This window comes from Flagellimonas sp. L-11, assembly GCF_056857735.1.
Genome location: NZ_JBSXNR010000020.1, coordinates 1 through 24,514, shown reverse-complemented (window position 1 = coordinate 24,514; position 24,514 = coordinate 1). Strand labels below are relative to the sequence as shown.

Here is a 24,514-nt window from a genome sequence, read left to right as displayed (position 1 = left end):
AACATAGATAACTTATGACAGCGGACATGAAAAAGGAAATTCCTTTGGCCATACAAACTTTACCGAATACATTGGTTTTGATTCTGGTGTACTTATTTTATCTATTCCACTCATTACTCTTTGCACAATTGAGACCTGCCCAAATTTTCGGAGATCATATGGTCCTCCAAAGGGATATGGAGGTTCCCATTTGGGGAATGGCCCGACCTGGAGAAAATATTACCGTGGTTCTTGACGGCAATATAAAAAGCACTTTGGCTGATACGGATGGGCATTGGTACCTCAAACTTCCCCGAATGCAAGCAGGAGGTCCGTACCAGATGAAGGTACTGTCCCGGAATGAGGAAATTATTATGGATGATGTACTTATTGGTGAGGTTTGGTTTGCCTCTGGTCAATCCAATATGGAACATGCCATAGGGGGATGGTCGTGGATTCCCCATTCTGAGGTGGAAGAATATGAAAGGGAGATCAAAGATGCGGATTATCCCAACATACGAATGTTCAATGTTCCCAAATTGGCGTCGCCTGTGGAAATGAACGATTTACATGATGGTGCATGGGAATTACCGTCTACAAGTTCCTTGCCCCATTTTTCTGCCTCTGCTTGGTTTTTCTCGAAAGCACTTTATAAAAAGTTGGATGTCCCCATTGGTATAATCCATAGTTCATGGGGAGGTACTGCAATTGCCCCTTGGATGGACCCAGAGTCCCTGGGGTCATTCCATCATGATATCCCATTGTCAAAAGTCCCTTTGAACTTTGATGAACATGATTGGCGCTCAAAAATGAACAAGGAATGGTCCAAACATGTGGCCCATAGGACCCAAATCAGTTTTTCAGGTTTGGATCGGGCCGTAGCTTTGTCCGATACAATTGCAAAGAATCCCTTATGGAAGGAGATTCCCCAAATAACTGCACTGGGGGATACTTTGAAAAATTGGGTTTGGTTAAAAAAGGAGTTGGACCTTCCCCAAATGGATGCCAACGGTGACTGGTACATTCAACTTGGGTATTTAAACCGGCAAGCCCATATCTTTATAAACGGAACTGAAATGGGATACACGCTCTATCCACAAAAATGTATCATACGCTTTTCACCAAGGGTATTGCAAGAAGGCAAAAATGTAATTCTCATTCGTCTTGCCCAACCTTGGGGGGAGCCAAAAGTTGAGGGGGAGCAATTTATTTTGGTCAATGACGACACTAAAACAAAACTTGATATATCAAAAAACTGGCTTCTCTTGAGTCCAAGGGATTCAGTTTTGCCCAATGGCACCACCAACTCGGACAAGGCAACGTATCTTTTCAATGGCATGGTTGCCCCCTTGGCCCGATATGCAATCAAAGGATTTATTTGGAACCAGGGCGGTTCTGATATCACTAGGCCCGATTTTTATAAAAATGCATTCCCTGCCCTGATCAAAGGTTGGAGAAAACAATGGGAGCAACCTGAAGCCCCGTTTATTTTTGTGCAACTTTCAAATTACCAACGCCATTGGCGGCAAAATCAAAGATCCGTGTCGCGGGCTCCTTTGAGATTGGCACAGATGAGTGCACTCACCCTTCCCCATACGGCCATGGTCGTGTCATATGATATTGGGAATCCATTGGATGTCCACCCGGCCAATAAGCAGGATTTTGGACATCGATTGGCCATTCAAGCACTTTCGAAAGTATATGGTTTTGACATCCAATCCGATGGTCCTAGATATAAAACCCATGTTACAAAAGGGAATGTTTTGGTTGTACACCTTGAAAATGGCCCAATCCATTACATGGAGGACTCATCTGGAGATTGTGTTGGCGGTTTTGAAATCGCCGGAAGTGACGGTGTTTATTTTCCTGCAAGGGCAAGCATCCAAAAAAACCATGTACATCTGACCTCCGATAAAGTACCTTCCCCAAAGTACGTTCGATACGCATGGTCGGACAGTCCCGAATGTATTGTGTACAATTCAGCAGGACTTCCTTTGGCACCTTTTGTAACGGACAATTAACTTAAACCTGGAAAATCATTAATAATGAACACAACATTTACCACCTTCAAAAACCGAATTGGAATTTTTTATATCATCTTGATATTGGCATTAATGGGGTGTCGGAATGAAGAATCCGGGTACTCTGGATTACAAGGGATTCAAGATGGGTCAACCATAGAACCATTTGAGAATATAACCTTGGAAACTTCTTTAAAGCCCTTTAAGGAAAAGCACCCTGGGTATTATAAAAAAGTCGCATATACCATGTTCTCACAGTGGTCTCGACTGTTAATGCATGCGGATACGGTTTCGATCATGCTATGGACTGCCGATGGTTCGGAAATTCTTGATTACAAGGGCACCATGGACCAACCATTGGAATGGGCGAAATATATTGGAAATCCGAATACTGAACATGAAGTTGGATCGGGACCCAAAGAACTTTCCATCCATGAGCGCGCTTATCTGTACCGCGATGATCCACCTGAGTTTACGTATGGAGATTTAAAAGAGATCATTGCAGTGCTTAAGGAAGTAGGAAGCGAACTAACTCAAAAAACAATACGGATCGGTGCTACTTTTGATCCAGGCCCCGAGTTTGCGAAGTCCCCCTTTAAGTACCAAAAACATCCAGAAATTGTGCAAGGCAGTGCAATGGGACATAAATCGTTTGTGTCATCATATGCCACACTCAATGCTGATTCCGAATCTTATGCAGGTTTTCCAGATGGAATTCCACAAGACACCCCGTTCGGGACGTTTTTTGGTCGCCAAAGCCAACATTTTCTAAGTGATTTAGGCTTTGACTATCTATGGCTCAGCAATGGTTTTGGCTTTGGTATGGAGCCATGGTCTTCAACGGGCACGATTTTCACCGGAACCGATTTTCAAGCTGATAGATTGGAAGGTACCAAAGAAAAAATACTCGACTTCTGGCGCTTGTTTCGAGAAGAGTGTCCGCACTTTAGGATAGAAACCCGAGGAACGAATATTGCCACCGGAGTGGATTTGGCCAAAGATGGTGTTGACTTACGCTCTATATATAAAGGCGGTTTCAACCTGCTACCGCCCCCAAATTCCCCCTGGGCCGCTTTGGATGGTGATTTTGGACTGGAATTAATGGGGTATATGTCCCGAATCGCGGATTTACCCGATTATCGCTATTTATTCAGATACTATACACATGATCCATGGTGGATGAACAGCCCATGGCTTGATCGATATGGGCGCGAACCTCACGATATTTATTTGCCCATGGCGGTGGCCCGTATTGATCAAAATGGGAGTGTTGCCCATCCTACACATCTCAACTTTTTGACTATTGATGATTCCTTTGGAAACCTACCGGACAAAGTTCCAAACGAAGTTATTCCCCATATTCTGGCGGCTAGGGAAAACTCACCAACAGATCCAGGTCCCGTGGTATGGGTTTACCCATTTGATGAATATCACGATTGGGCGGTAAATCAACAAGACCGTTTAAGTGAAATGTATTATGGAGACTGGTTCATTAGACAGGCCATTAACAGTGGTCTTCCCTTGAACACTGTAATCTCAAGTTCCAATTTGGATGTGGTTTACCAAAAGAACCCGGATCTATTTCAAGAGTCGGTTTTACTTTCAATTGTTCCAGATGGTGGGAGCACAACAGAAAGGTTTTGGATGAACTTCATAAAAAACGGAGGTAAAGTAATCTTTTATGGGCCCGCCGATCAGGCAAGCCCAGAATTCAAATCATTTCTTAATCTAAGAACCGTAATTCCTATCGAAGGGGAATTTGAAATAAATGAAAAATACGGTTGGGAAATCCTAGAAGAACACTATCCTCTAAAAATAAAGCATTCGGCTTTATTCTCTGGAGGAGGTGTCGATACAAAGATTTTAAATCCTTCGGATAAACACACTGAACTTCTAGCCCAGTTTCATCAAGGGGATACTATCCGTGACGTTTTCTGGGAACGTAAGGACCCCGATTGGAAGGGCGGAAAATTGGTTTATCTAAGAGGAACCAATTCATCCCATTATGAAGGAGGGCGATTGTTACGTCCAGATGACCCCAGTGAATATTTTGTTGGTCCAAGAATGATGCGGGATGCCCTATCGGAATTTGGAATTTCCATTAAGGTTGGAAAAGAACATCCAGGAATAAAAGACCCCATGTTGTGCATATCCAGAAACGACAATGCCTATTACTTTTCAGGATACAACCCCAATACAACGGTAAGACAGGCATTTAAGTTTCCCCAAGGAGCTCCGTTACTTTTGGGATTTGATACCCAATTGAAAAATGGCCACTCAACCTATAGTTTTCCAACAGCATGGAATAGGGAATGTAGAGTTTTTATAACCCAAGAAGAAGGAATTGTATCATGTAAGGAAATGACTACCGAACAGCTTGGTATTACCAGAAGGCTAAAAGTTACAGGGCTTAAGGATGCAACCGTAAGGATTTATCCAGATAAGCGAATAGGAAATAATCAAATACACTTTTACAATAACGCACACTATCCTTGGCGAGAAGGCAGTATTGAATTTGAAAAAGGGGACCCTTCGGAAGGCGAATATTTCTTTGTTAAAAATATTACAGGTGAATTAGTAGTGTCCTGGGAGTAATAAAAAGCTACCCTAAAATCAAAATATCTTGATTCATCTTAAGGGGCTGTAAAAGTATTGACCCCATTACCGAATAGAAGTAAAATAATTAAGATTATTACCCATGTTGGACGAACCGAAACCAATAACAAACGAAAAGGATGATATGTACCATGGTAAGTTCTGTGACGCAACGCGTTTTTCAATTAGGTATCGGCATGAGTGCCAACCGCAATTTTACCTAGAGACAGTGAAACACCATAACAGTTTGAAGTTTTAGCCAGAATCTCAATTCTAGAATTATAAAATATGCTACAATTCATAGACATAAAAGAAAAATCCCGAGTTCCAAAATATAAGCAGATTGTGGATTCCATATTATCGGCCATAGATCGGGGCAATATAAAGTTAAATGATAGATTACCATCAGTGAACGAGCTGTCGATTGAGTTTGATATCTCAAGAGATACTGTAATAAAGGCCTATGACCATTTAAAAAAAAGGAAAGTCATTGATTCCATACAGGGTAAGGGTCACTTCGTCAGAAAGAACACATTGCCCATGAAAGCCAAGATATTTTTATTGTTCAACAAATTGAGTCCCCATAAGAAAATCATCTATGATGCATTTACCCAAACCTTGGGCGACAATGCCGCCATTGATTTCTTTATTTACGATAACAACTACCGTCATTTTAAGAAACTGGTCAAGGAATCCAAGCAAATACCATATACACATTATGTTATGATCTGTCATTTTGAAGAAGGCGGTGATGATGTTATCGATTATATCAAAAGGGAGGTCCCGCAAGAAAAACTGATTGTATTGGATAAGAGATTGGATGGGCTTTCCAATAAGGTTTCCTGTGTTTACCAAAATTTTGAAAGGGACATTTATTTATCGCTTGAAAAGCTTGACACATGGCTTAAAAAATACAAACGAATCAATTTACTGCTGAGCAAGAAAACATATCATCCAAAGGAAATAGAACAAGGGTTCACCAAATTTTGCAGTACATATGGATACGAATTTGAAATCATTGAGGAAATAGAGGCAAAACCAATTAAGACCAACACTGTATACATCAATTTAATGGAGGACGATTTGGTGGTGCTCATCAGGAAAATTAAAATGTCCAGGTTGACAATAGGAAATGATGTCGGGATTATTTCCTATAATGAAACGCCCCTAAAGGAAGTTTTGCTAAATGGTCTTACCGTTATCTCTACGGATTTTGAAAACTTTGGTAAAAGAGCTGCAGAGGTAATATTGAAAAATCAAATCATCTTCGAGGCCAACCCATTTTATGTAATACCGAGGAACTCCTTATAGGTGGAAATCGGGACAAAGTACACTGCACTAGTGGGGTAGTGCTCAAGTCATAAACTCGAACGAATCCATGAAAAACAACCTTATAATGCCTCTTCGGGCTTATGTCAAGCTGAACCGTCCCGATAAGTTCACTATAGGGGAAATTGTGGGACTCGTAGATTTATTGCTGGATATGGTGATTGATATGATTACCAAGCTCATAGATACTGAAATAAAGTAGCTCATTGAATTCAATTAACAGAAAGAACCCAAAAGCAAGCAGAACACAGTGAAGTGCTGCAAGCGTCCCAAAACCATTGGGTTGGACCTTCATTTATGAACCATTGTTGTTCGTGTTCAATGCATGGTGGACTCAGAAGAATGTTGGTGGACTAAAAAGGAAATATTTTGGACTTTTTCTTCTATCATTATAGCAAAAGGTGGTATAGCTTTGAGAGGAAGGGTGGCGTTATGTCAGTTCAATGCATCGAATCACGGATCGTTTTAAAGATGAATGTTGGTTCGTTGCTATATAATTCAAAACGTTCCTATGAAAGATGATAGGGTAATAGCCAATTATCTCCTAGGTTTCAATCATGAGGAGACCATGGTGGAATCCTTTGGTCTTTTGGATGACACCTATGAGTTCAGAAGTCCAGGCGGTTATTTGGGTTCAAAAAGAGATTTTAAACGCTGGATTTCGGTGGCTTCAAAACTCTTATATCGTGTGGAGTTGCTCGAAGTAGTGCAGGGGAAGGGCTTGACCTTCGCTTTGTATATGGTCATGTTTGAGATTCCGTTATATAAATCGATGATGGTCACCGAATGGTTTGTGTTGGACGAAGGAAGAATAATGTCTTCCCGCCTTCTCTATGATTGGAGCATGATGGACAGGTTTTGATGTGACAGGGTCCGTGTCTGCCTTGGAGAGGCAGAGTGAATGTGGGCAATTTGAAGGTCGTTGTTGACCAAGTCGAATCAATAGGTAAGTGTTGTCAAGATAGGTTTGAAGATTTTAAAATTACTGTAGCCATATGAGTTGGATAGAGGTGGATGGGCCGGATGGTTGAGACCACCAAAAACGGAAAATTTGAGCCATCCGATATTTAATATTAGTGACCTGAGGTTCAGATTTTTGTGTCGTGTTGGAGGGTGCTCAATTTTATCCGGCGAAGGTGGTATACTATGTCCGGCGTTTCCAAATAAGGCTGCCGGAATGGGAGGTTTTTATCACAAAAACACTATATGTCGATAAAAATAAAAAATATCGACATATATTTGCATTATGTCGATATCATCGACATTGTTTTATCTATTTGTCGAAATCATGTACAATCCAAAAGAAGCATATAACGATTTACCCCTGTTGCCACCCATAAATGAGCTTGAAACCAAAAAGGTTCTGAAGCAAGCCATTTCTGCAACACGAGTATTGGCAGAATTGAAGGGTAGGGCCAATGAAATTCCAAATCAGTCAATGCTGGTCAATGCGATCACCTTACAAGAGGCCAAGGATAGTTCGGAGATTGAAAACATAGTTACCACCCAAGACAGCTTATATCTGGCTTTTACCGCCAACACAAATATTACCGATGCCCAAACAAAGGAAGTTTTGAGATATAGACAGGCCTTATGGGAAGGGTATAACAATCTGGGCAAGCGTCACCTGTCGACCAATACTTTTATTTCCATTGTACAGACCATTAAACAAAACAGTGCAGGTATACGAAAAACAACGGGAACCAGGATCACCAAAAACGGTAAAACAATCTATACACCTCCGGAGGGCGAAAAAATAATCAGGGATTTACTCAAAAATTTAGAGGATTTTATACATGCAGATGATGGATTGGATGATTTGGTAAGATTGGCTGTCATGCACTACCAGTTTGAAGCCATACACCCTTTTCCAGATGGGAATGGCAGGACTGGCCGTGTTTTGAACATCCTTTATTTGGTTGAAAAAGGACTGTTGGATGCGCCTATCCTATATTTGAGCAAATATATCATCGAAAATAAGAACAAGTATTACAAAAATCTTAGAAGGGTCACCGAAAATCGTGATTGGGAGGAATGGATATTGTTCATGTTGAAAGGGATTGAAGAAACAGCTTTTTATACGTTGGATAAAATAAACACCATAAATGCCCTAATGCAGGAAACCATTTCATTTGCAAAGGAAAAATTGCCTGCACGGGTCTATTCCAAAGAGCTTATCGAGTTATTGTTTGAACAACCTTACTGTAAGGTAAAGTTCATTGTGGACAAAGGCATAGCAAAAAGACAGACAGCAGCTGAATATTTACAGGAATTGGAAAAAATTGGTGTTCTGAAATCTCAAAAAGTAGGTGTGGAGAATTTGTTCTTAAATGTGAACCTATTTGAAATTTTAAGGGAATAATCCCATGGGAAGACTTGAATGTACCATTACGATCAACCTATGATAAAAATCGTACAATCACCTTTGTTTGTCAAATAATTGCCTAAATTAGTGGTGTAAAACTCCCATAAGTTTTGCCTCTGGATGTGCCGATTTGAACACGGTTCAGGGTTCGGTTAACTGGTCTTAGTTAACGGTGTAAAAAATTGAAAATCAACTATTTATGTTTATAGGGGTGGGCCTGCCACCCCGATGGCTTATCAACCAAACATGTTTATGCGGTCTGATTGGAGCTAAATTGCCAATTGATACAAAGGCACCGGGGTGATTAATATGCATTGTGTGGACAGGTCCCTTGGTCAGGATGATAGAAATGAATAGCAAGAACTCAACCAAGAAAGTTTAATCGGACGAATTGTAAGGACAGATTTTTACCAATGGGAATCAGAAATGGGCAGGATTATGAACTCAAAAAATTAGCAGGGAACAAGTACCCTTGTGAAACCTAAGACGGTTTTATAATAGTTTTAGGCTCCTAATACGATAGGCGTCCAAAACAGAAGAGTTGGGATCCAGTTCAGTAATCAAGGTGTCCAGATTACCAATATCGCAGATTTTGTAGCGGTTGGACGTGTTCAGTTTCGGGGAGATACATAGTGAAACCACCTTTTTGGAGGTCTTGATCATAGCTTTTTTCATTTGTGCAATTTCCCAATCCACTTCCGTAATCCCTTTTTTGGCGTCCAAGTACCCTGTTCCCAAGAAACAGATATCTGCTTCGATTTCCGAAAGTAAATTGATAGATCCACCTCCAATGGTCAATTGTGAGCTTCGGGAAAGTTTCCCTCCAATTAGAAAAATCTCATGATATTTGGGCAACCGTTGGGATAGTTCAATGGCCATGGAAAGACTGGGCGTAAAAAACGTAAGCGACAACTTCTTCGGAATCAATTTAACAAGTTCCAAATGGGTGGACCCACCACTGATCAACACGACATCCCCTTCCTTGATCAGGGAAACCGCCTTTTGGGCAATGGAAACCTTACTGTCCAGTTCATAAATATCAGTGGAACGGTCAGAATAGGCATTGAAGCCATTCGATAAAGCGCCCCCATGTACCTTTTTCAGCTTTTTGGCGGAATCAAGTTCCTTGATATCTCGTCGAACGGTATCAATGGACACGTTGAGCATATTGGCCAGATCGGCCAAAACTACCCTATTGTGCAGGTGAACTTCGGTCAGTATGAATTGATGTCGTTCCGTCTTGTTCATATCGCAAATATAAAATATAATCATGCAATAAAAAACAGCATTTTTTATTAAAAGTTGTTTAATAATGCAATAAAATCTAATTTTTGCAATAAAAAACTGCAAAAAAATTGCAACATTGAAAATTGCTCGCTAAGTTTGTTGCAAATGCTCAAAAAGAACTCAACGTATGAAAAAACTCAATTACATGTTACTGTTTTTGACACTGTTCTTGGGGGTGAATTCCGTATTCGCCCAAACCTTGACGGTTTCAGGAACAGTAAGTGACAATGCGGGCCAACCTTTACCAGGGGCCAATGTTTTCATTAAAGGAACCTCCATAGGTGGGGTGACCGATTTTGATGGAAACTTTCAATTAGAAGTTTCTGATGCCGAGGGAAAGACCTTGGTCATCAGCTATCTTGGTTTTGTAACCAAAGAACAGGTACTTACTGGAAGCACACAGAATTTATCAATTTCCTTGACCGAAGATTCAAATAAACTGGATGAGGTTATTGTTTTGGGATCCTCGGTGACCCAAGAACGGAAAAAACTGGGTAATGCCATTACCACGGTTCAATCTGCCAAATTGGTGGAAGCCGCACCGGTGAGCGTTACTTCCTCACTACAAGGTAAGGTGCCAGGGGCGCAAATCACCCAAAACTCGGGAGATCCCGCCGGTGGATTTTCCATTCGCTTGAGAGGACCCAGTACCATTAAAGGTTCCTCTGAACCGCTTTATGTGGTGGATGGGGTGATCGCCAGTAACCTTACCACCAATGTGACCAACCTTAACGTTCCTGCCGGGGATGCAAGTCCAGGACAGAATAGGATGGTGGACATCAACCCCAATGACATTGAAAACATCAATATTCTCAACGGGGCCGCCGCCGCCGCCATTTATGGTTCAAGGGCTTCCAATGGGGTGGTGGTGATTACCACCAAAAAAGGAAGATCCTTTGGGAATGGTCCAGAAATGACCTTTAAAACAGGAATCAATATCAATACCATTCGTAAAAAATTGGACCTTAATTTAACCGGGGAGGAATTTGAAACGGTACCCGTAGGCGGTTTGGCTGGAAGATTGTGGCCCATTTTTGGTTTTGATGCCGACACAAATACCGCAACACCTTTCTTAAACTTAAGTTCCGAAAAGTTCAATACCACCCGCTATGATTATCAGGATGATATTTTCCAAACCGGTTTTGGAACTGATAACCACTTTATGGTTCGCGATGGGAATAGCAAAATGAACTATTTGGCCTCTGTGGGCTATACGAGTAATGAAGGGATTGTTAAAAATACCACTTATAACCGTTTTACCGCCCGGTTAAAGTTTGGGCATAATGTTGCAGATTGGATTTCCTATGACATAGGACTCTATTTTTCAAGCAGTAAGTCCGATGAGAAACCGGATGGTAACGTATTCTGGAGTCCCATTAATGCCATGAACATTACCAATAACGTGTATGACCTTTCGCAACGCGATGCCAATGGGAATCTTTTGGCGGTGGAACCTACCCGGGTAAACCCATTAAGTATTATCGAGACCTTTGATATTACCCAAAATGTGGACCGATTCATTCCCAATGCACATGTAAAGATCACACCTATTGATAATCTTACCATAGATCAAATCATCGGTGTGGATACCTACAAGCAAAAAGGACATATCTCCATTCCAGTGTACCCTTATGATGGGGTTAACCCCGCCTATTTTAATGATGGCTATTTGGGGGATGCCGAGGCCAAGATTTTTAACTGGAACTATGACATTACCGCAAACTATGACTGGGATATCAGCGAAACATTGAACTCTTCCACAACAGGAGGGTATAGCTTCCAGGCCAGTCAATTGGAGTTGGATGCCACCCAAGGAAGAGGGCTCGATGCGTCGGGAGTGCCTACCATTCCCTTGCAATACAATCCAGTGGATTCCAATTTGGACATTTACGGATTCTTCCTTCAGGAAACACTTTCCTATGACAACAAGTTGTTCTTAACTGTTGCAGGTCGTGTGGATGGAGCCACGAACTTTGATGTGGACAACCGAAGTAATTTCTATCCAAAAGTGTCCGGTTCTTATCTTATTTCCAACGAACCTTTCTGGAACACCGAAGGATTCTTCAACTCGGCAAGACTGAGGGCTTCCTACGGAGAGGCGGGTAACCTTACCGCGATATCACCTTATGAAAGATTTGGAAGCTACACGCCCAACGAATTTGCGGGAGCGGGAAGTTTACAGCAAAACAATAGACTGGGTAACGAAGACTTGGTGCCAGAGCGTACCAAGGAATTTGAAATAGGTGCCGATTTAAGTTTTTGGAACGATCGCGCCGGATTGTTGTTCTCATATTATAGCCAAAAAATTGAAGATTTGATTGTGACCCGGGTTTTGGCGCCTTCCATTGGTGGTGCGTCCAGAACGGAGAACGTGGGTAGCATGGAGAACAAAGGTTTGGAGATTTATGCCAGGATAACCCCTATAAAGACTCCTGATTTTACCTGGGACGTGAATGTAAACTTCAGTACCAATAAAAACAAGGTGTTAAAGACCATTGGTGGTGATATTACCGTGGCCACTGTTGCAGGTGCCACGCCAATTGTACGTGAGGGAGAGCCTTTGGGGGTTTTCTACGGAACGTATTTTGCCAAGGATGACAATGGGGAGTTGATTTTGTCCGGACCATCCGACACGGGTGCGCCTGTGGGCGTTCCCCAACAAGAAAGAGGGGATGCTGCTACGGGTATTGCACAGCGTGATGCAAATGGACAACCCACAGGGGATGCGCTTCGAAAAATTATTGGTGACCCCAACCCAGATTATATCATGGGTATTGGAACCGACTTGAAGTACAAGAACTTTGGTTTTTCCATGCTGTGGGAATCCGTACAGGGATTTGATGTGTTTGATGCCGATAAACGTACCCGTCAAGGGGTTGGTTTGGGTCGATTGTCTGCCCAAGAGCTTAGCGGTGACCTTCCAAGAGGATATATTGCTGGGATTTATCCCATTGAGCAATTTAGAATAGAGGATGGTTCCTTCGTAAAATTGAGGGAAATAGCCTTATCCTATACTTTCGATTCGCTTTTCAACAACTCGCTTAAAGATGTAGAGGTATCCTTGATCGGAAGAAACCTGATCTCTTTTGACAACTTTTGGAGTTTTGACCCTGAGACCAACGCTGGTGGACAATCCAATCTACTGCGTGCTGTAAACTTTGGTAACGTACCAATTCCAAGCACTTTTGCTTTATCAATCAGCACTAAACTATAAAATGAAAGACATGAAAGGAATATATAAATTTTTACTGTTGGCGGCATTGACTCTTGGGGCAGTGTCTTGTGACAAGGTGTACTTGGATCCCAATTCAACCTTGGAGCCTGATGTTGTGAACAACACGGACAATCTTGTGGATTTGATCAACGGTATCCAACAGCGTTGGAGCGCAGAACGTAGCGGTCTTATCTATACTTCTGTAAACATCACCGGATTGAATACCAGTGAACTGCAATTGCTCAACCCCGGTAACCAAGGGGAAAATGAAGTGCTTTTGGGGGGAGATGATATTGGGGGTGACAATGAGCTGTTGAACAATATGTGGACCAATGCCATGCTGTGCCGCAAAGAGGCCACTACGGTGATTACCTCGGCGGAAACGGCAACCGATGATACTTCGGTGGGTAATACGCTTAAGGCATATGGACTTTTTTACAGAGCTTTGGTACATGGAACCTTGATTCAGTATTTTGAACAAATTCCTGTGGAAATCATCGAAGATGCCCCTTTCAACGATAGGGTAACGGTGTTGCAGAATGCCATTGATGACCTCACTGAGGCCAAAGGATATATTGATGCTGGATTGTCTTCTGAGGTTACTTCAGGATTGATCGGTTCTGTGGATTTGGAGAACTCTGTCAATGCGCTATTGGCCCGCTTTAATCTGATGGCAGGCAATTATAGCGCTGCTATAGCTGCTGCGGACGATGTGGACCTATCTGCCCAATCGACTTGGGCCTATGATGCGGCCATACCCAATCCGTTGGCATTCTGGTTCGGTTCCCAAAACGTGACCCAGGCCAAGGATGCCAGATTTGCGCTTCCTGATGATTTACTTCCGGAGGATGGTGACCAACGTGTGGACTTCTACGTGTTCAGCGAAGATCCAGATGCCGCGATTCCCGTTTATCAGGTAACCGCCTTCTTTGATAATAACACCGATGAGATTCCGGTATACCTCCCAGGTGAAATGCTTTTGATAAAGGCCGAGGCCTATGCCAGAAGCAACGATTTGGACAATGCGGTCATTCAATTGAATGCTGTTCGCAACAAAACCGCTGGCGAGGATGCCTTTGGTGTAGGTGCTGCCTTGGCAGACTATGCCGGTACCGTAGATCAGCAATCAGTTTTGGATGAGATTTATAAGAACCGCAGAATAGAATTGTATCTGTCCGGACTCGGGTTGGAGGATAGCCGTAGATTTGATCGTCCAGGTCCCGGTGATGCAGCTGCAGAACGAAATAGAAATTATTATCCGTACCCCAATGCAGAGCGTGATAACAACGATAGTACGCCTGCAAACCCAACTTCTTGATTAAGTAGTTTCTCTAATAAAAACTTTGATTAGTTTTTAGTTTAAGTATCCAAGCCAAATCTGGAATTTGGCTTGGTTTTTTTTCAACAAAAATGAAGGAACGGCCATGAAAAAAATAATGACAGGTTTGGATGTTTTGCTGAAGGACAATGCACTTCAATCCCAATTTAAGGGCAATGTGGCGCTGTTGTGTCATAATGCCTCTGTAGATGGAAATCTTCAGCATGCCACGCTGGGGTTCAAAAAGATTTTTAGGGACCGATTCATCAAAATTTTTGGCCCCCAACATGGATTTTCCACCGATGCCCAGGACAATATGATCGAGACCGATCATACCGTGCATCCCTATTTCAACATTCCAGTGTACTCGTTGTATTCTGAAACAAGGATTCCCACCGAGGCTATGCTCAAGGATATCGACCATTTGTTCATCGACCTTCAGGATGTAGGGTGCCGAATGTATACGTACATCTACACCATGACCCTAATTTTGGATGCGTGCGTTTCCAAAGACATTGAAATTGTGATTTTGGACAGACCCAATCCGTTAAATGGGGTTGACTTGGAGGGCAATGTTTTGGATATGGAATTTGAGTCGTTTATCGGGCTCCATCCCATGCCAGTGCGCCATGCCATGACCATTGGCGAAGTGGCTTTGATGCATCAGCGGTATTGGGCGGCTTCAAAATCAAAACTCAGGGTTATTGAAATGAGAGGCTGGACCCGACAAATGTACTATGAAGACACCGGGCTACCTTGGTTGCTGCCCTCACCCAATTTATCCAGAGTAGAAAGTGCGTTTACCTTTCCCGGGATGGTGTTGTTTGAGGGAACCACTTTGAGTGAGGGTAGGGGAACCACCCAACCACTGGAGATCATGGGACATCCCAAAATAGAACCTTACGGGTATTGGGATACCTATCTTTCACAGGCTTTTGCGAAAAGTGGATTGCAGGGAGTGGCCATACGACCTATCAATTTCTTGCCCACCTTCCAAAAACAGGCAGATAAACCCTGTGGAGGTTTTCAAGTGCATACACTAGACCGGAAAACCTGTAAACCGTGGCGGGTTGGCCAATGGTTGATGCAGGAGCTGCACCATTACATGGGAGACCATTTTGAGTGGTTGAACCCTCCCTACGAGTACGATTATGAAAATTGGCCCATAGACATCATCAATGGCACCGATAAACTTAGAAAATGGGTGGAAGCCAAGGGAACCATGGAAGAATTGGATGCCATGGAAGATTATTCGGAATACCAATCAAATTTGGAAAGTATCCAACTATATTAAAATACAAAAAGAAACCGTACGGTGAAACCAACAGTCGTATTTGCGGTCATAGTAGCCTATTTCTTGTTGTTGATGGCCATCTCGTACCTCACATCAAGAAAAAGTGGTAACCAAACCTTTTTTACGGGGGACCGAGAGTCGCCATGGTTTCTGGTAGCTTTTGGCATGATTGGGGCCGGACTTTCCGGGGTCACCTTTGTTTCGGTGCCCGGTATGGTGGGCAACAACAACCTGTATTTTTTCCAATTCGTGTTGGGGAATGTCTTGGGCTATCTGTTTATCACCTTTGTGTTGATACCCTTGTATTATAGGTTGCGATTGGTTTCCATTTATGCGTATCTCAGGGATAGGTTTGGCAACGTCTCCTACAAATCGGGCTCATTGATTTTCTTAATCTCCCAGTCTTTTGGGGCGGCTTTGCGATTGCTGTTGGCAGCCAAAATACTTCAGTTTGCTTTTTTTGACGCCTTGGGCATTCCCTTTGCGGTAACCGTGATCGTAATTTTGGTACTGGTTTGGTTGTATACCAATAAATCAGGGATCAAGACCATTGTCTGGACGGATACCGTACAGACCGTATTCTTGATTTTAGGCGCGGTATTGACTGTTTGGGCCATCATGGATTCATTCAATTTTACTTTTGGGGATGCCGTTCATGCGGTGACGGAACATCAATACTTTAAGGTTTTTGAATGGGAGGGAAAATCGGCCAACAACTTCTACAAACAATTCATTTCAGGCTTTTTGATCACTATTGGAATGATGGGACTGGACCAAAACATGATGCAAAAGACCCTCACTTGTAAAAACCAATGGGATGCCCAAAAGAATTCTTTGACCTATAGTCTTATTTTGGCCATAACACAGTTTTTGTTCTTAGGATTGGGGGTATTGCTCTATATCTATGCCGAGAACAATGGGGTACAATTGCCAAGGGCAGCCGATGGAACGTTGTTGGACACTGACACGCTGTTTCCAAATTTGACCCTAAATTATCTGGGGCCATTGGCTGGGGTGAGCTTTTTGTTAGGAATCATAGCGGCATCGTTTTCCAGTGTGGATTCCGCCCTCACCGCCTTGACCACTTCGTTCACCTACGACTTCCTTGAAATTGACAAAAAAGAGGAGGGAAAAGTAAAGTCTCTAAAAAATAAGGCCCTCGTAGGGTTTTCTGCCATTTTATTCCTGATTGTAATGCTGTTTTCAGGAAGTAGGGGTGATGTTATTTCCTTGGTCTTTACCATGGCGGGGTATACCTACGGACCCTTGTTGGGTTTGTTTTTGTTGGGCATGTTCACCAAGGTTAACATAAAGGACAAATGGGTTCCTGTAATTTGTATACTAACGCCTTTGATGACATATTTTGCTGGGAACTATGCCAAGGAAAAGTATGGCTTTGACATGGGCTTTTTTACCATAGCAATTATCGCCACTCTTACGATAATCGGTTTATTATTAATTCGAAAAAAACAATGAAAATATTCAATCCTACTACCGAGCAATCCTCTTTATTTGACAACTTGGAGAACATGGATACCACTGAGCTTTTGACCAACATCAACAGCGTGGACAAAACCGTTCCCCAAGTGGTGGAAGGAGCAATACCGGCCATCAAGGCTTTTGTGGATGCAGCTTTTGAAAACATTGAGCGAGGGGGACGATTGTTCTATATTGGTGCAGGAACCAGTGGTCGTTTGGGCGTATTGGATGCTTCCGAATGCCCTCCTACCTTTGGCGTGGATGACGATGTGATCATTGGTTTGATTGCAGGTGGGGACCTAGCCTTGAGAAAGGCAGTGGAAAATGCGGAGGATGATAAAAACCAAGCTTGGAAGGATTTGTCAGGGTTCAATATTCATTCCAGTGATGTGCTTTTGGGAATAGCGGCATCAGGCACCACCCCTTATGTCATCGGAGGATTAAAAGCCGCCCAGAAAGAAGGTCTGGTGACAGGTTGTATTGTATGCAATGTAAATTCGCCCATGGCCGCCGAGGTATCATACCCCATTGAACTGGTGGTTGGCCCCGAATTTGTGACCGGCAGTACCCGTATGAAAGCAGGGACCGCACAAAAACTCGTGCTGAATATGATTTCCACTTCCATCATGATAAAGTTGGGTCGCGTGAAGGGCAATAGAATGGTGGACATGCAACTTTCCAATAAAAAATTGGTGGATAGGGCCATCCGCATGTTGATGGACGAACTACAGGTAGATGAAAACGAAGCTTCCCGATTGTTAAAACAACACCGCAATGTGCGTAATGTTTTCAAACACTTTAAAAAGAAATAATGGCAACTTTATAGCATAAACAATATATATTGAAGGGGTGTCAATCAGGTTTTCTATTTTTTGGCGAATAAAAAGAACGCACAATTTTGTCCGAAGGGTACCGAGATAAATCGCGCAGAGGAACTTGGGGTGGAGATCATTAAACTTTTTCCAGGGTCCACTTATGGTCCTGACTTTGTAAAGGCCATAAAGGGACCACAACCATGGACGAGCGTAATGCCAACTGGCGGAGTAGGTACAGAAAGAGATAACCTAAGAAGCTGGTTCGAAGCAGGGGTCGCCTGCGTGGGAATGGGTTCCAAGTTGATAAGTGGTGAAGTTATCGAAAATTTAGATTTTGAACTTTTAATTAATAAGGTGAAAACATCTTTACAAATTATAAATGAAGCATGCTGAGATTATCACTGAGAATCTTAGCGTGGCCGAAAGAATTTTTTACAAGTTTAAAGAATTGTTTCAGTACTAATTTCTTTTAAGAACAAATGATACCATCTTATTTTTGTAAATTTGCATTGTAAAACATGCATAAGTTTTGCCTCTGAATGTGCTGTTTTATAGACAGTTTAGAGTTCGGTTAATCAGTATTAGAGCACAGTATAAGGTGTTGATTGTTAGAACGTTGTAAAATACACTTTCTTCCAGTCATCCCGACTTACCTTATTCAAGTAAAATCAAAACACTGTTAATCTTATGATTTTCAGTGTTTTGTGTTTTTAGGCATATCGTTTGAATTCATTTAAAACCATCTAAAATCATATCAAGCGTGTTCCCATCGGGAGCAAACACTTACAGTTCTTGTTGTAACTTTAAATGACTTTTAGAACCATTTTTCTTGTGTTTTGACTTTCACAGTATTCACACTCTAAAAGGTTACAACATGCAGAAAAACAATCGTTTAACAATCAATTTCTTTACAAGAAAGCACAAGGTTCAATCCGAGAACCTAATTGTCTATTGTAGGATCACCATCGATGGTGAGCGCACCGATTTCAGCATAAATCGGGAAATAAAAACCAATTTATGGGACAATAACCGTAAAAGGGGCAAGGGTTTTTCCAGTTATGTGATTTCTTTGAACAAGTACCTAGACCAAATTTATACAGGACTACATGAGGCCCATAGATTGATGATGGCAGAAGAAAAAGCAATCACACCAATATCTATCAAAGCAAGATTTTTTGGGGAAGATGAGGGCGGAAAAACATTGAAACAATTGATTGCCTACCACAATGGAACCATGCACACTTCTTTACGTCCGGGAACCAGAAAGAATTATCACATCACAGAACGATGCGTGGGCCTATTTTTAAAAGAAGAATATGGGATGGAGGATATAAAGCTCAAAAAATTGAACTACCGTTTTATATCGGACTTTGAGCAGTACCTAAGAAAATACAGGCCATCTACGCGAACCAAATGCACCAATAACGGGGCTATGAAACACATGGAACGGCTTAAGAAAATGTCAAGGTTGGCCGTTCGGTTGGATTGGATAACAAAAGACCCTTTTGAAAACTATAAACTACGTTTTGAGAAAACCGAACGGGAATATTTGACAAAGCGGGAATTGAGGTTGATTGAAGAAACCACGTTCACAAAGGAGGGGGTTGAGAAATGCAAGGATGTGTTTCTTTTCTCGTGCTATACTGGCCTATCCTATATTGACCTGAAGGCATTGACACCTGACCATGTTCTTAAGGGTATAGATGGAAATGATTGGTTGTTCACCAAAAGAATTAAGACGAACGAAAAGCTAAAAATCCCTTTACTGCCACAGGCAAAGGAAATCATCAAGAAGTATGAAGATTCGCCAGAAAGAAAAGTGATGAAAGTCCTACTACCTGTTTACAGTAATCAAAAGGTCAATTATTACCTCAAGGAAATCTGCAAGACTTGTAAAATTTACAAGAAAGTGACATTCCATACAGCTAGACACACCTTTGCCACTACAATAACCCTTTCCAATGGTGTTCCTATTGAAACTGTTTCAAAAATGTTGGGGCATACCAAGCTAACCACCACCCAAATTTATGCAAGGGTCTTGGAAAAGAAAGTAGGAGAAGATATGAGGATATTGGTTGAAAAAATGGACGGCAAGTAAAACTTTCCAGTAAGAATTGATCAAATTCATCAATTTTATTCCATTTTAGGAGTATATAGATGTATTTTACATCCATATAATCTAGTTGTGAGCAAGCTGAAAAAACCAAATCTGAATGTTTGAATTCCTGAAAAAGAAAAAAAGACTAACAAAAGAGGAAAAGTTTTGGGAATACTTCGAGAGGAATAAAAAATCACTTGAAGAATTTATTAATTCGGACTTATCTGATTATACGGCTTATAATAAACTGACTGATGAAATTCATAAATATTCTGACTTGATTTTCCCAGAGGTAACTCAAAACAGCGATGAAAAGTTCGTATTGATAATCACACCTGACGGAAAACCAAGTGGAATACCTGATACCGAAAAACTATACAACTCGAAACCTGAAATCGAAAACTGGATTGTCGAAAAATTTAGACAACCAAAGGATGATTTAAAATTCAAATACGATGGACTTGAATTCCCAAGTTCGGACATTGAAATTATTCCTGAATTCGTTAATGAAGAGGAAAAAGTAGATATTCGAGTTTATGTAAAGAATATGAATTTAGACAAAGAAAAGTACCAGACTATGGCTTGGTTGTATTTGGACAATATTCTTGGCGAATTTAATTCAATTACGAAAATAAGATATGCTGACTTTTTTCATTTGGACGATGGCCAAACAGTTAGAGACGGAATATCGATTTTGGAATTAAGAAAAATGATTGATAAAGAAATATATAAAGTTGAATAAAAGCCAGCTCATAACAATGTATAACCGCAATTACGGCGGATTCGACTACCCTTCGACTGCGCTCAGGGCTGGCTGAATCCACTCGGAATTGCTGAAGTGAGTGATAACCTGAAAATTAAAGCATAAAAACCCGTAACTGACGGTTATGCGAGACCGTTGTACGCAAGCTGAAAATGGAACTTTTAGGCAAAATAAACAGAAGAAAAATATATTACGTTCAGATTAGAAATAATCCTGAATGGAAAAATTCTTTGCCGAAAAATGACTGGGTTGTATTTACAATAGCTAACAAAGAAGATGAGGAATTAGTTCCGCCGGCAGTAAAAATTTGTATGGACAAAAATGTTGCATACACTTGTAGCGCTGGAACTCTAGCTCATTGGACAGAACAATACTTTGATGAGGAAATAACTGGACGAGCATTCGATTATGAAATGCGGACAAAAAAAGAATTCGATTATGAGTTTTCACCAGTTACTACTGCTCATCAAAATTTCAGTGAGGGATTTTGGTTCGCTACGACTTTGGCATACGACGCGTATAAAGAAACTGATAAAGTTGTTTGTTTGGACTTTACCAAGCGGAAAGTAAAAAAACACTTGACTGACCTAATTGAAAAAATTAATAATGGTTGGTTACCAAGCGATGAGGAAATTGAATTGGCAGAATATGATAGCTAATAAAAAAAAACTAGCGTACGACAATGTATAACCGCAATTACGGTGGATTCGACTACGTCCGAATCCATTCGGAATTGCTAACGCCAGTGCCAAACCGGAAATTAACACATATTGACCCGTAACTGACAGTTATACGAACCGTAGCCAATTTTAGGAATGAGATTATCTTTAGCAATATTTGGATTAATGATTAGTCTTGTAACCACCAAGACGAATATTGAATCTAAAGCCAATTACGACTTATCAATAGAATTAATTAACACAAAGCCTATGGGACTTTTTCTATCAATGTCTGGAATTATCGGAAAGACAAAAGAGGACGTTGAAAATTGCTTAAAAGAATTTGCAAAACTAAATGGCGGGGATTTATTAAAAGAGAATCTTGAAAATGAAAATCCAAACTTTTGTGTTTTAAACGAGAAAAATGGAAATGTAACCGTTTTATATCCAAGAGGATTTAATGAATTCGGAGATGTATCAAAATACTTATCCGAAAAACTTAATTGTCCTGTTTTCTTTTTCCATATCCACGATGGAGATTTATGGTTGTACTTTCTTTATAACAAAGGAGAATTAGTTGACCAATTTAATCCGATTCCAGACTATTGGGATGATAGTTTATCAGAAACAGAAATCGATGAACAAAAAGGAAACCCACAAATCGTTGCGGAATTAGTGCCTAATTTGAGAAAGGAGAATATTGCTAATTATTATGTTCGTTGGGATTTAGAAGCAGAACCTTACAAAGCTTACCCACAAGATGAATTCACTAACGAGGATTGGCAAGTTGTAGATTTTATGAATAAAATTGGACTCGAATATCCAATCTCTGATAACGGAACTGCTATAGGAACTGTTTACAAGTTTTGGATTCCTGAACCGACTGAATATGACAATGAAAAAAAGGGTTCCACTTCAAAAAAATGGTGGAAATTTTGGGAGTAATAAATAGTTGCAACAATTCTTATTTGCAGCGAATATTTACTATTGTGTCTACATTTATAATCCCAGGTCATTATACCATAGTGTAACCCATAACTATAATCCAACCCTTTTGAGACATTAAAAATTGTATCTTTATATTATTGAATAATAATATTCATTAGTGCGGGTTTTCCTTTTTGATTTGACTTTCCTAAAGTCCGTACAAACCAAAGAATTATTTATAGGGCAACTGATTTTCAAATCAGCTTGTATTCATTCAGTCCCGCTTGCGGGACGTTGGAATAGCAAGAGGGTGATGCGCAAATTGCGCCATCACGGTTGTTTTCGGGTCTTCAACAAGTTGAAAACCAGTTGATTGAATATATTTTGGACTACTGTGCAGAATAAGGGGCTACAGTAAGATTTTCCGAAATCTACAGTAAACCCTTTGGGAAGCCCAATAAACACTGGAAATTTTTGACGAAAAAATTGACGCAATTTCACTAAAAAACAAAATCGCACCTATGGAAAAGAAATATACAAATGACAGAACAAAGAAAGGAACCGGTGGTTATTCCAATATCACGGTAAAGAAGGAAACCGCCACACGCTTTCGCGATTATTCCAAAAGGTTCAACAAGTCACATAGTGAGGTGTTGGATGGAATGCTATGCTACTTTAAGGAGAACCAACTTGACCCTTTTGGGGAGCGAACAAAGGTCATCCTTGACAGTATCAAAAAATTGGAAGTGAAGATGATGAAAAAATTCGATAGGCTTATTGCCATTATCAAGAACATGGAAAAGACCAGTATCCGTCCGACCTATGAAATGATGTTGATACTTTATGAGGCTTATGTAAAAGATGGGAGGAAACCGAGACGGGAACCTGTCAAGATACAGGAAGAACGAATGGATTTTTTGGAGCCTAGAAACACCGTTCCAAAAGTGGAGCACGATAGAATATTGCAAGAATTCAAAGAATATAAAAAGCACTGCAATGAAATCCTCAACAGCGTTGAAAAGGTAGAGCTGATGATGGGAAAGCCGTATCTGAAAATCAATATGGGCATTGGGGATTTTGAAAGCCTGAAATACCGATTAAAATAACGCTTATGTACCTTACCATCTCGGCACAGAAAATGGGCAGTACCTACAACTCCAGTGTAGGGAACTATGTGGACTATCTGGAAAAGGAGAACCAGGATAGATTACCAGAACAAAGGGAGGAATTCTTTGACCAAGAGAACGACAGCGTAAGCCCTGAAAAGGTCATTGAGGAAATAGATGCCAATACGGCCAAGTTAAGGCAGAAAGACCCAAAGTTCTATTCCATAGTGGTCAGTCCCAACCAAAGGGAACTGAGGGCCATTGGCAATGACCCCAACATGCTAAGGGAATACACTAGGAAACTGATGGAGGACTATGCCAAGAGTTTCCATCGCAATCAAGAGGTCAAGGCCGAGAATCTGAAATACTATGCCAAAATCGAGCATGAACGCACCTATCGTGGATTTGACAGACAGGTCCGGGAGAATGCCCCGTATCGAGGAGAAATAGCAAGGCTCAGGAACGAGATACGAAAAGTGGAAAGGGGCGAATCCATCGGAAATGTCAATGAGCTTGAAAAAAGGATCAAAGAGCAGGAAAGATTAGCACCCCATAAACAGAACGGGCAGTTGGTGGCCGCAGGGATGCAAAAGGAGGGGCCACAGACCCATATCCATATCATAGTAAGTAGAAGGGATGTGACGAATACCTTTACCCTTTCCCCTATGGCAAAACACAAAGCATCCGAAGTGGAACTGAACGGAAAGACGGTCAAAAGGGGATTTGACAGGGACAGTTTTTACCAAGCAGCGGAGAAGACCTTTGATAGGACAACGGGCTTCAAAAGGAACTATGTGGAATCCTATGTTGGGAGAAAGGCCCATGCCAAAGAGCCTGGGAAGTTCTTTGCCAAGGTAATGGGACTGCCCACCAAGGAAAAGGACATGGCCTTTAAACTCCTTAAGACCATGGGTGTCAAAGCTCCAAGTATACCGACCAATAAAGTGCAAATTGCGGCCAAGATCATAAAGGCTCTTGGGAGGGGAATCGATAAGGCTAGGGGCACAGGTGAGGACATGGGCTACTGAATGCCAAAAAGTAGGTTGCGCCCTATCGTGTTTTTGCTTCACGCTTATCTACCGGAATGCTACAAAAACCCGACAGGATCCATGCGCAAAAGTTGGGGTAAGTATTCTATGGACTTTCCAAATTAAATTGGATAATTTTTGGGCATTATTTTTCCCTATCAATACACCCCGTCCATTTGCGGGGGGCGATATTGAAGGAAAAAATAATGGTTATGAGGCGTGCTTGTACACGTTGAC

18 protein-coding genes and 1 pseudogene are annotated in these 24,514 nt (G+C 41.3%); 18 read left to right on the top strand and 1 reads right to left on the bottom strand.

What is annotated here, in order from left to right; genetic code table 11:
• Window positions 1-14 precede the first annotated feature (14 nt).
• From AC13CC_RS01390 to AC13CC_RS01365, 6 genes are all read left to right on the top strand, one after another.
• Window positions 15-2,000, top strand: a complete 1,986-nt coding sequence (locus tag AC13CC_RS01390; RefSeq protein ID WP_482877234.1) for a sialate O-acetylesterase — start codon at window positions 15-17, stop codon at window positions 1,998-2,000.
• 24 nt (window positions 2,001-2,024) lie between these two features.
• Entirely contained in the window at window positions 2,025-4,595 is a 2,571-nt protein-coding gene (locus AC13CC_RS01385) for a P-loop NTPase family protein (RefSeq protein ID WP_482877233.1), read from the top strand.
• Between the two features lie 288 nt (window positions 4,596-4,883).
• Complete coding sequence (locus AC13CC_RS01380; RefSeq protein WP_482877232.1) at window positions 4,884-5,906, top strand: GntR family transcriptional regulator; 1,023 nt, start codon at window positions 4,884-4,886, stop codon at window positions 5,904-5,906.
• A 67-nt stretch (window positions 5,907-5,973) separates the two neighbouring features.
• Window positions 5,974-6,126 (top strand): hypothetical protein, encoded by a 153-nt coding sequence (locus AC13CC_RS01375; RefSeq protein ID WP_482877231.1) that lies wholly within the window; start codon window positions 5,974-5,976, stop codon window positions 6,124-6,126.
• Between the two features lie 309 nt (window positions 6,127-6,435).
• The gene (locus AC13CC_RS01370) at window positions 6,436-6,786 is read left to right on the top strand and encodes a hypothetical protein (protein ID WP_482877230.1); all 351 of its coding nucleotides are present in this window, start codon (window positions 6,436-6,438) and stop codon (window positions 6,784-6,786) included.
• A 384-nt stretch (window positions 6,787-7,170) separates the two neighbouring features.
• Complete coding sequence (locus AC13CC_RS01365; RefSeq protein WP_482877228.1) at window positions 7,171-8,286, top strand: Fic family protein; 1,116 nt, start codon at window positions 7,171-7,173, stop codon at window positions 8,284-8,286.
• 495 nt (window positions 8,287-8,781) lie between these two features.
• On the opposite strand, the gene AC13CC_RS01360 is transcribed toward AC13CC_RS01365, so the two are convergent.
• Window positions 8,782-9,537, bottom strand: coding sequence for a DeoR/GlpR family DNA-binding transcription regulator (locus AC13CC_RS01360; RefSeq protein ID WP_225604901.1), 756 nt, complete (start codon window positions 9,535-9,537; stop codon window positions 8,782-8,784).
• A 166-nt stretch (window positions 9,538-9,703) separates the two neighbouring features.
• On the opposite strand from AC13CC_RS01360, the gene AC13CC_RS01355 reads away from it, so the two are divergent.
• The 12 genes and pseudogenes from AC13CC_RS01355 (at window position 9,704) to mobB (ending at window position 24,277) form a co-directional block, all read left to right on the top strand.
• Complete coding sequence (locus tag AC13CC_RS01355; protein WP_225604900.1) at window positions 9,704-12,790, top strand: SusC/RagA family TonB-linked outer membrane protein; 3,087 nt, start codon at window positions 9,704-9,706, stop codon at window positions 12,788-12,790.
• 10 nt (window positions 12,791-12,800) lie between these two features.
• Window positions 12,801-14,108, top strand: a complete 1,308-nt coding sequence (locus AC13CC_RS01350) for a RagB/SusD family nutrient uptake outer membrane protein (RefSeq protein ID WP_225604899.1) — start codon at window positions 12,801-12,803, stop codon at window positions 14,106-14,108.
• 106 nt (window positions 14,109-14,214) lie between these two features.
• Window positions 14,215-15,402, top strand: a complete 1,188-nt coding sequence (locus tag AC13CC_RS01345; RefSeq protein ID WP_225604898.1) for an exo-beta-N-acetylmuramidase NamZ family protein — start codon at window positions 14,215-14,217, stop codon at window positions 15,400-15,402.
• A gap of 21 nt (window positions 15,403-15,423) precedes the next feature.
• Window positions 15,424-16,878 carry a sodium:solute symporter gene (locus AC13CC_RS01340; RefSeq protein ID WP_225604897.1) on the top strand — a complete coding sequence of 485 codons (1,455 nt, stop codon included), beginning with the start codon at window positions 15,424-15,426 and terminating at the stop codon, window positions 16,876-16,878.
• Window positions 16,875-17,693 (top strand): N-acetylmuramic acid 6-phosphate etherase, encoded by an 819-nt coding sequence (gene murQ, locus AC13CC_RS01335; RefSeq protein WP_225604896.1) that lies wholly within the window; start codon window positions 16,875-16,877, stop codon window positions 17,691-17,693. The genes AC13CC_RS01340 and murQ overlap by 4 nt, the downstream gene beginning before the upstream one ends.
• Window positions 17,694-17,780: 87 nt before the next feature.
• Window positions 17,781-18,089 (top strand): annotated as a pseudogene (locus tag AC13CC_RS01330) (beta/alpha barrel domain-containing protein); the annotation flags it as partial.
• Between the two features lie 481 nt (window positions 18,090-18,570).
• Window positions 18,571-19,794: a site-specific integrase gene (locus tag AC13CC_RS01325; protein WP_482877225.1), complete on the top strand. Its 1,224-nt coding sequence runs from the start codon at window positions 18,571-18,573 to the stop codon at window positions 19,792-19,794.
• A 115-nt stretch (window positions 19,795-19,909) separates the two neighbouring features.
• Window positions 19,910-20,536, top strand: a complete 627-nt coding sequence (locus AC13CC_RS01320) for a hypothetical protein (protein WP_482877224.1) — start codon at window positions 19,910-19,912, stop codon at window positions 20,534-20,536.
• 173 nt (window positions 20,537-20,709) lie between these two features.
• Complete coding sequence (locus AC13CC_RS01315) at window positions 20,710-21,216, top strand: hypothetical protein (protein ID WP_482877223.1); 507 nt, start codon at window positions 20,710-20,712, stop codon at window positions 21,214-21,216.
• Between the two features lie 156 nt (window positions 21,217-21,372).
• The gene (locus tag AC13CC_RS01310; protein WP_482877222.1) at window positions 21,373-22,161 is read left to right on the top strand and encodes a hypothetical protein; all 789 of its coding nucleotides are present in this window, start codon (window positions 21,373-21,375) and stop codon (window positions 22,159-22,161) included.
• Between the two features lie 503 nt (window positions 22,162-22,664).
• A complete protein-coding gene (locus AC13CC_RS01305; protein ID WP_482877221.1) occupies window positions 22,665-23,249 on the top strand; it encodes a BfmA/BtgA family mobilization protein in 585 nt (194 codons plus the stop codon).
• A gap of 5 nt (window positions 23,250-23,254) precedes the next feature.
• A complete protein-coding gene (mobB, locus tag AC13CC_RS01300) occupies window positions 23,255-24,277 on the top strand; it encodes a MobB family relaxase (RefSeq protein WP_482877220.1) in 1,023 nt (340 codons plus the stop codon).
• The last annotated feature ends 237 nt before the right edge of the window (window positions 24,278-24,514 follow it).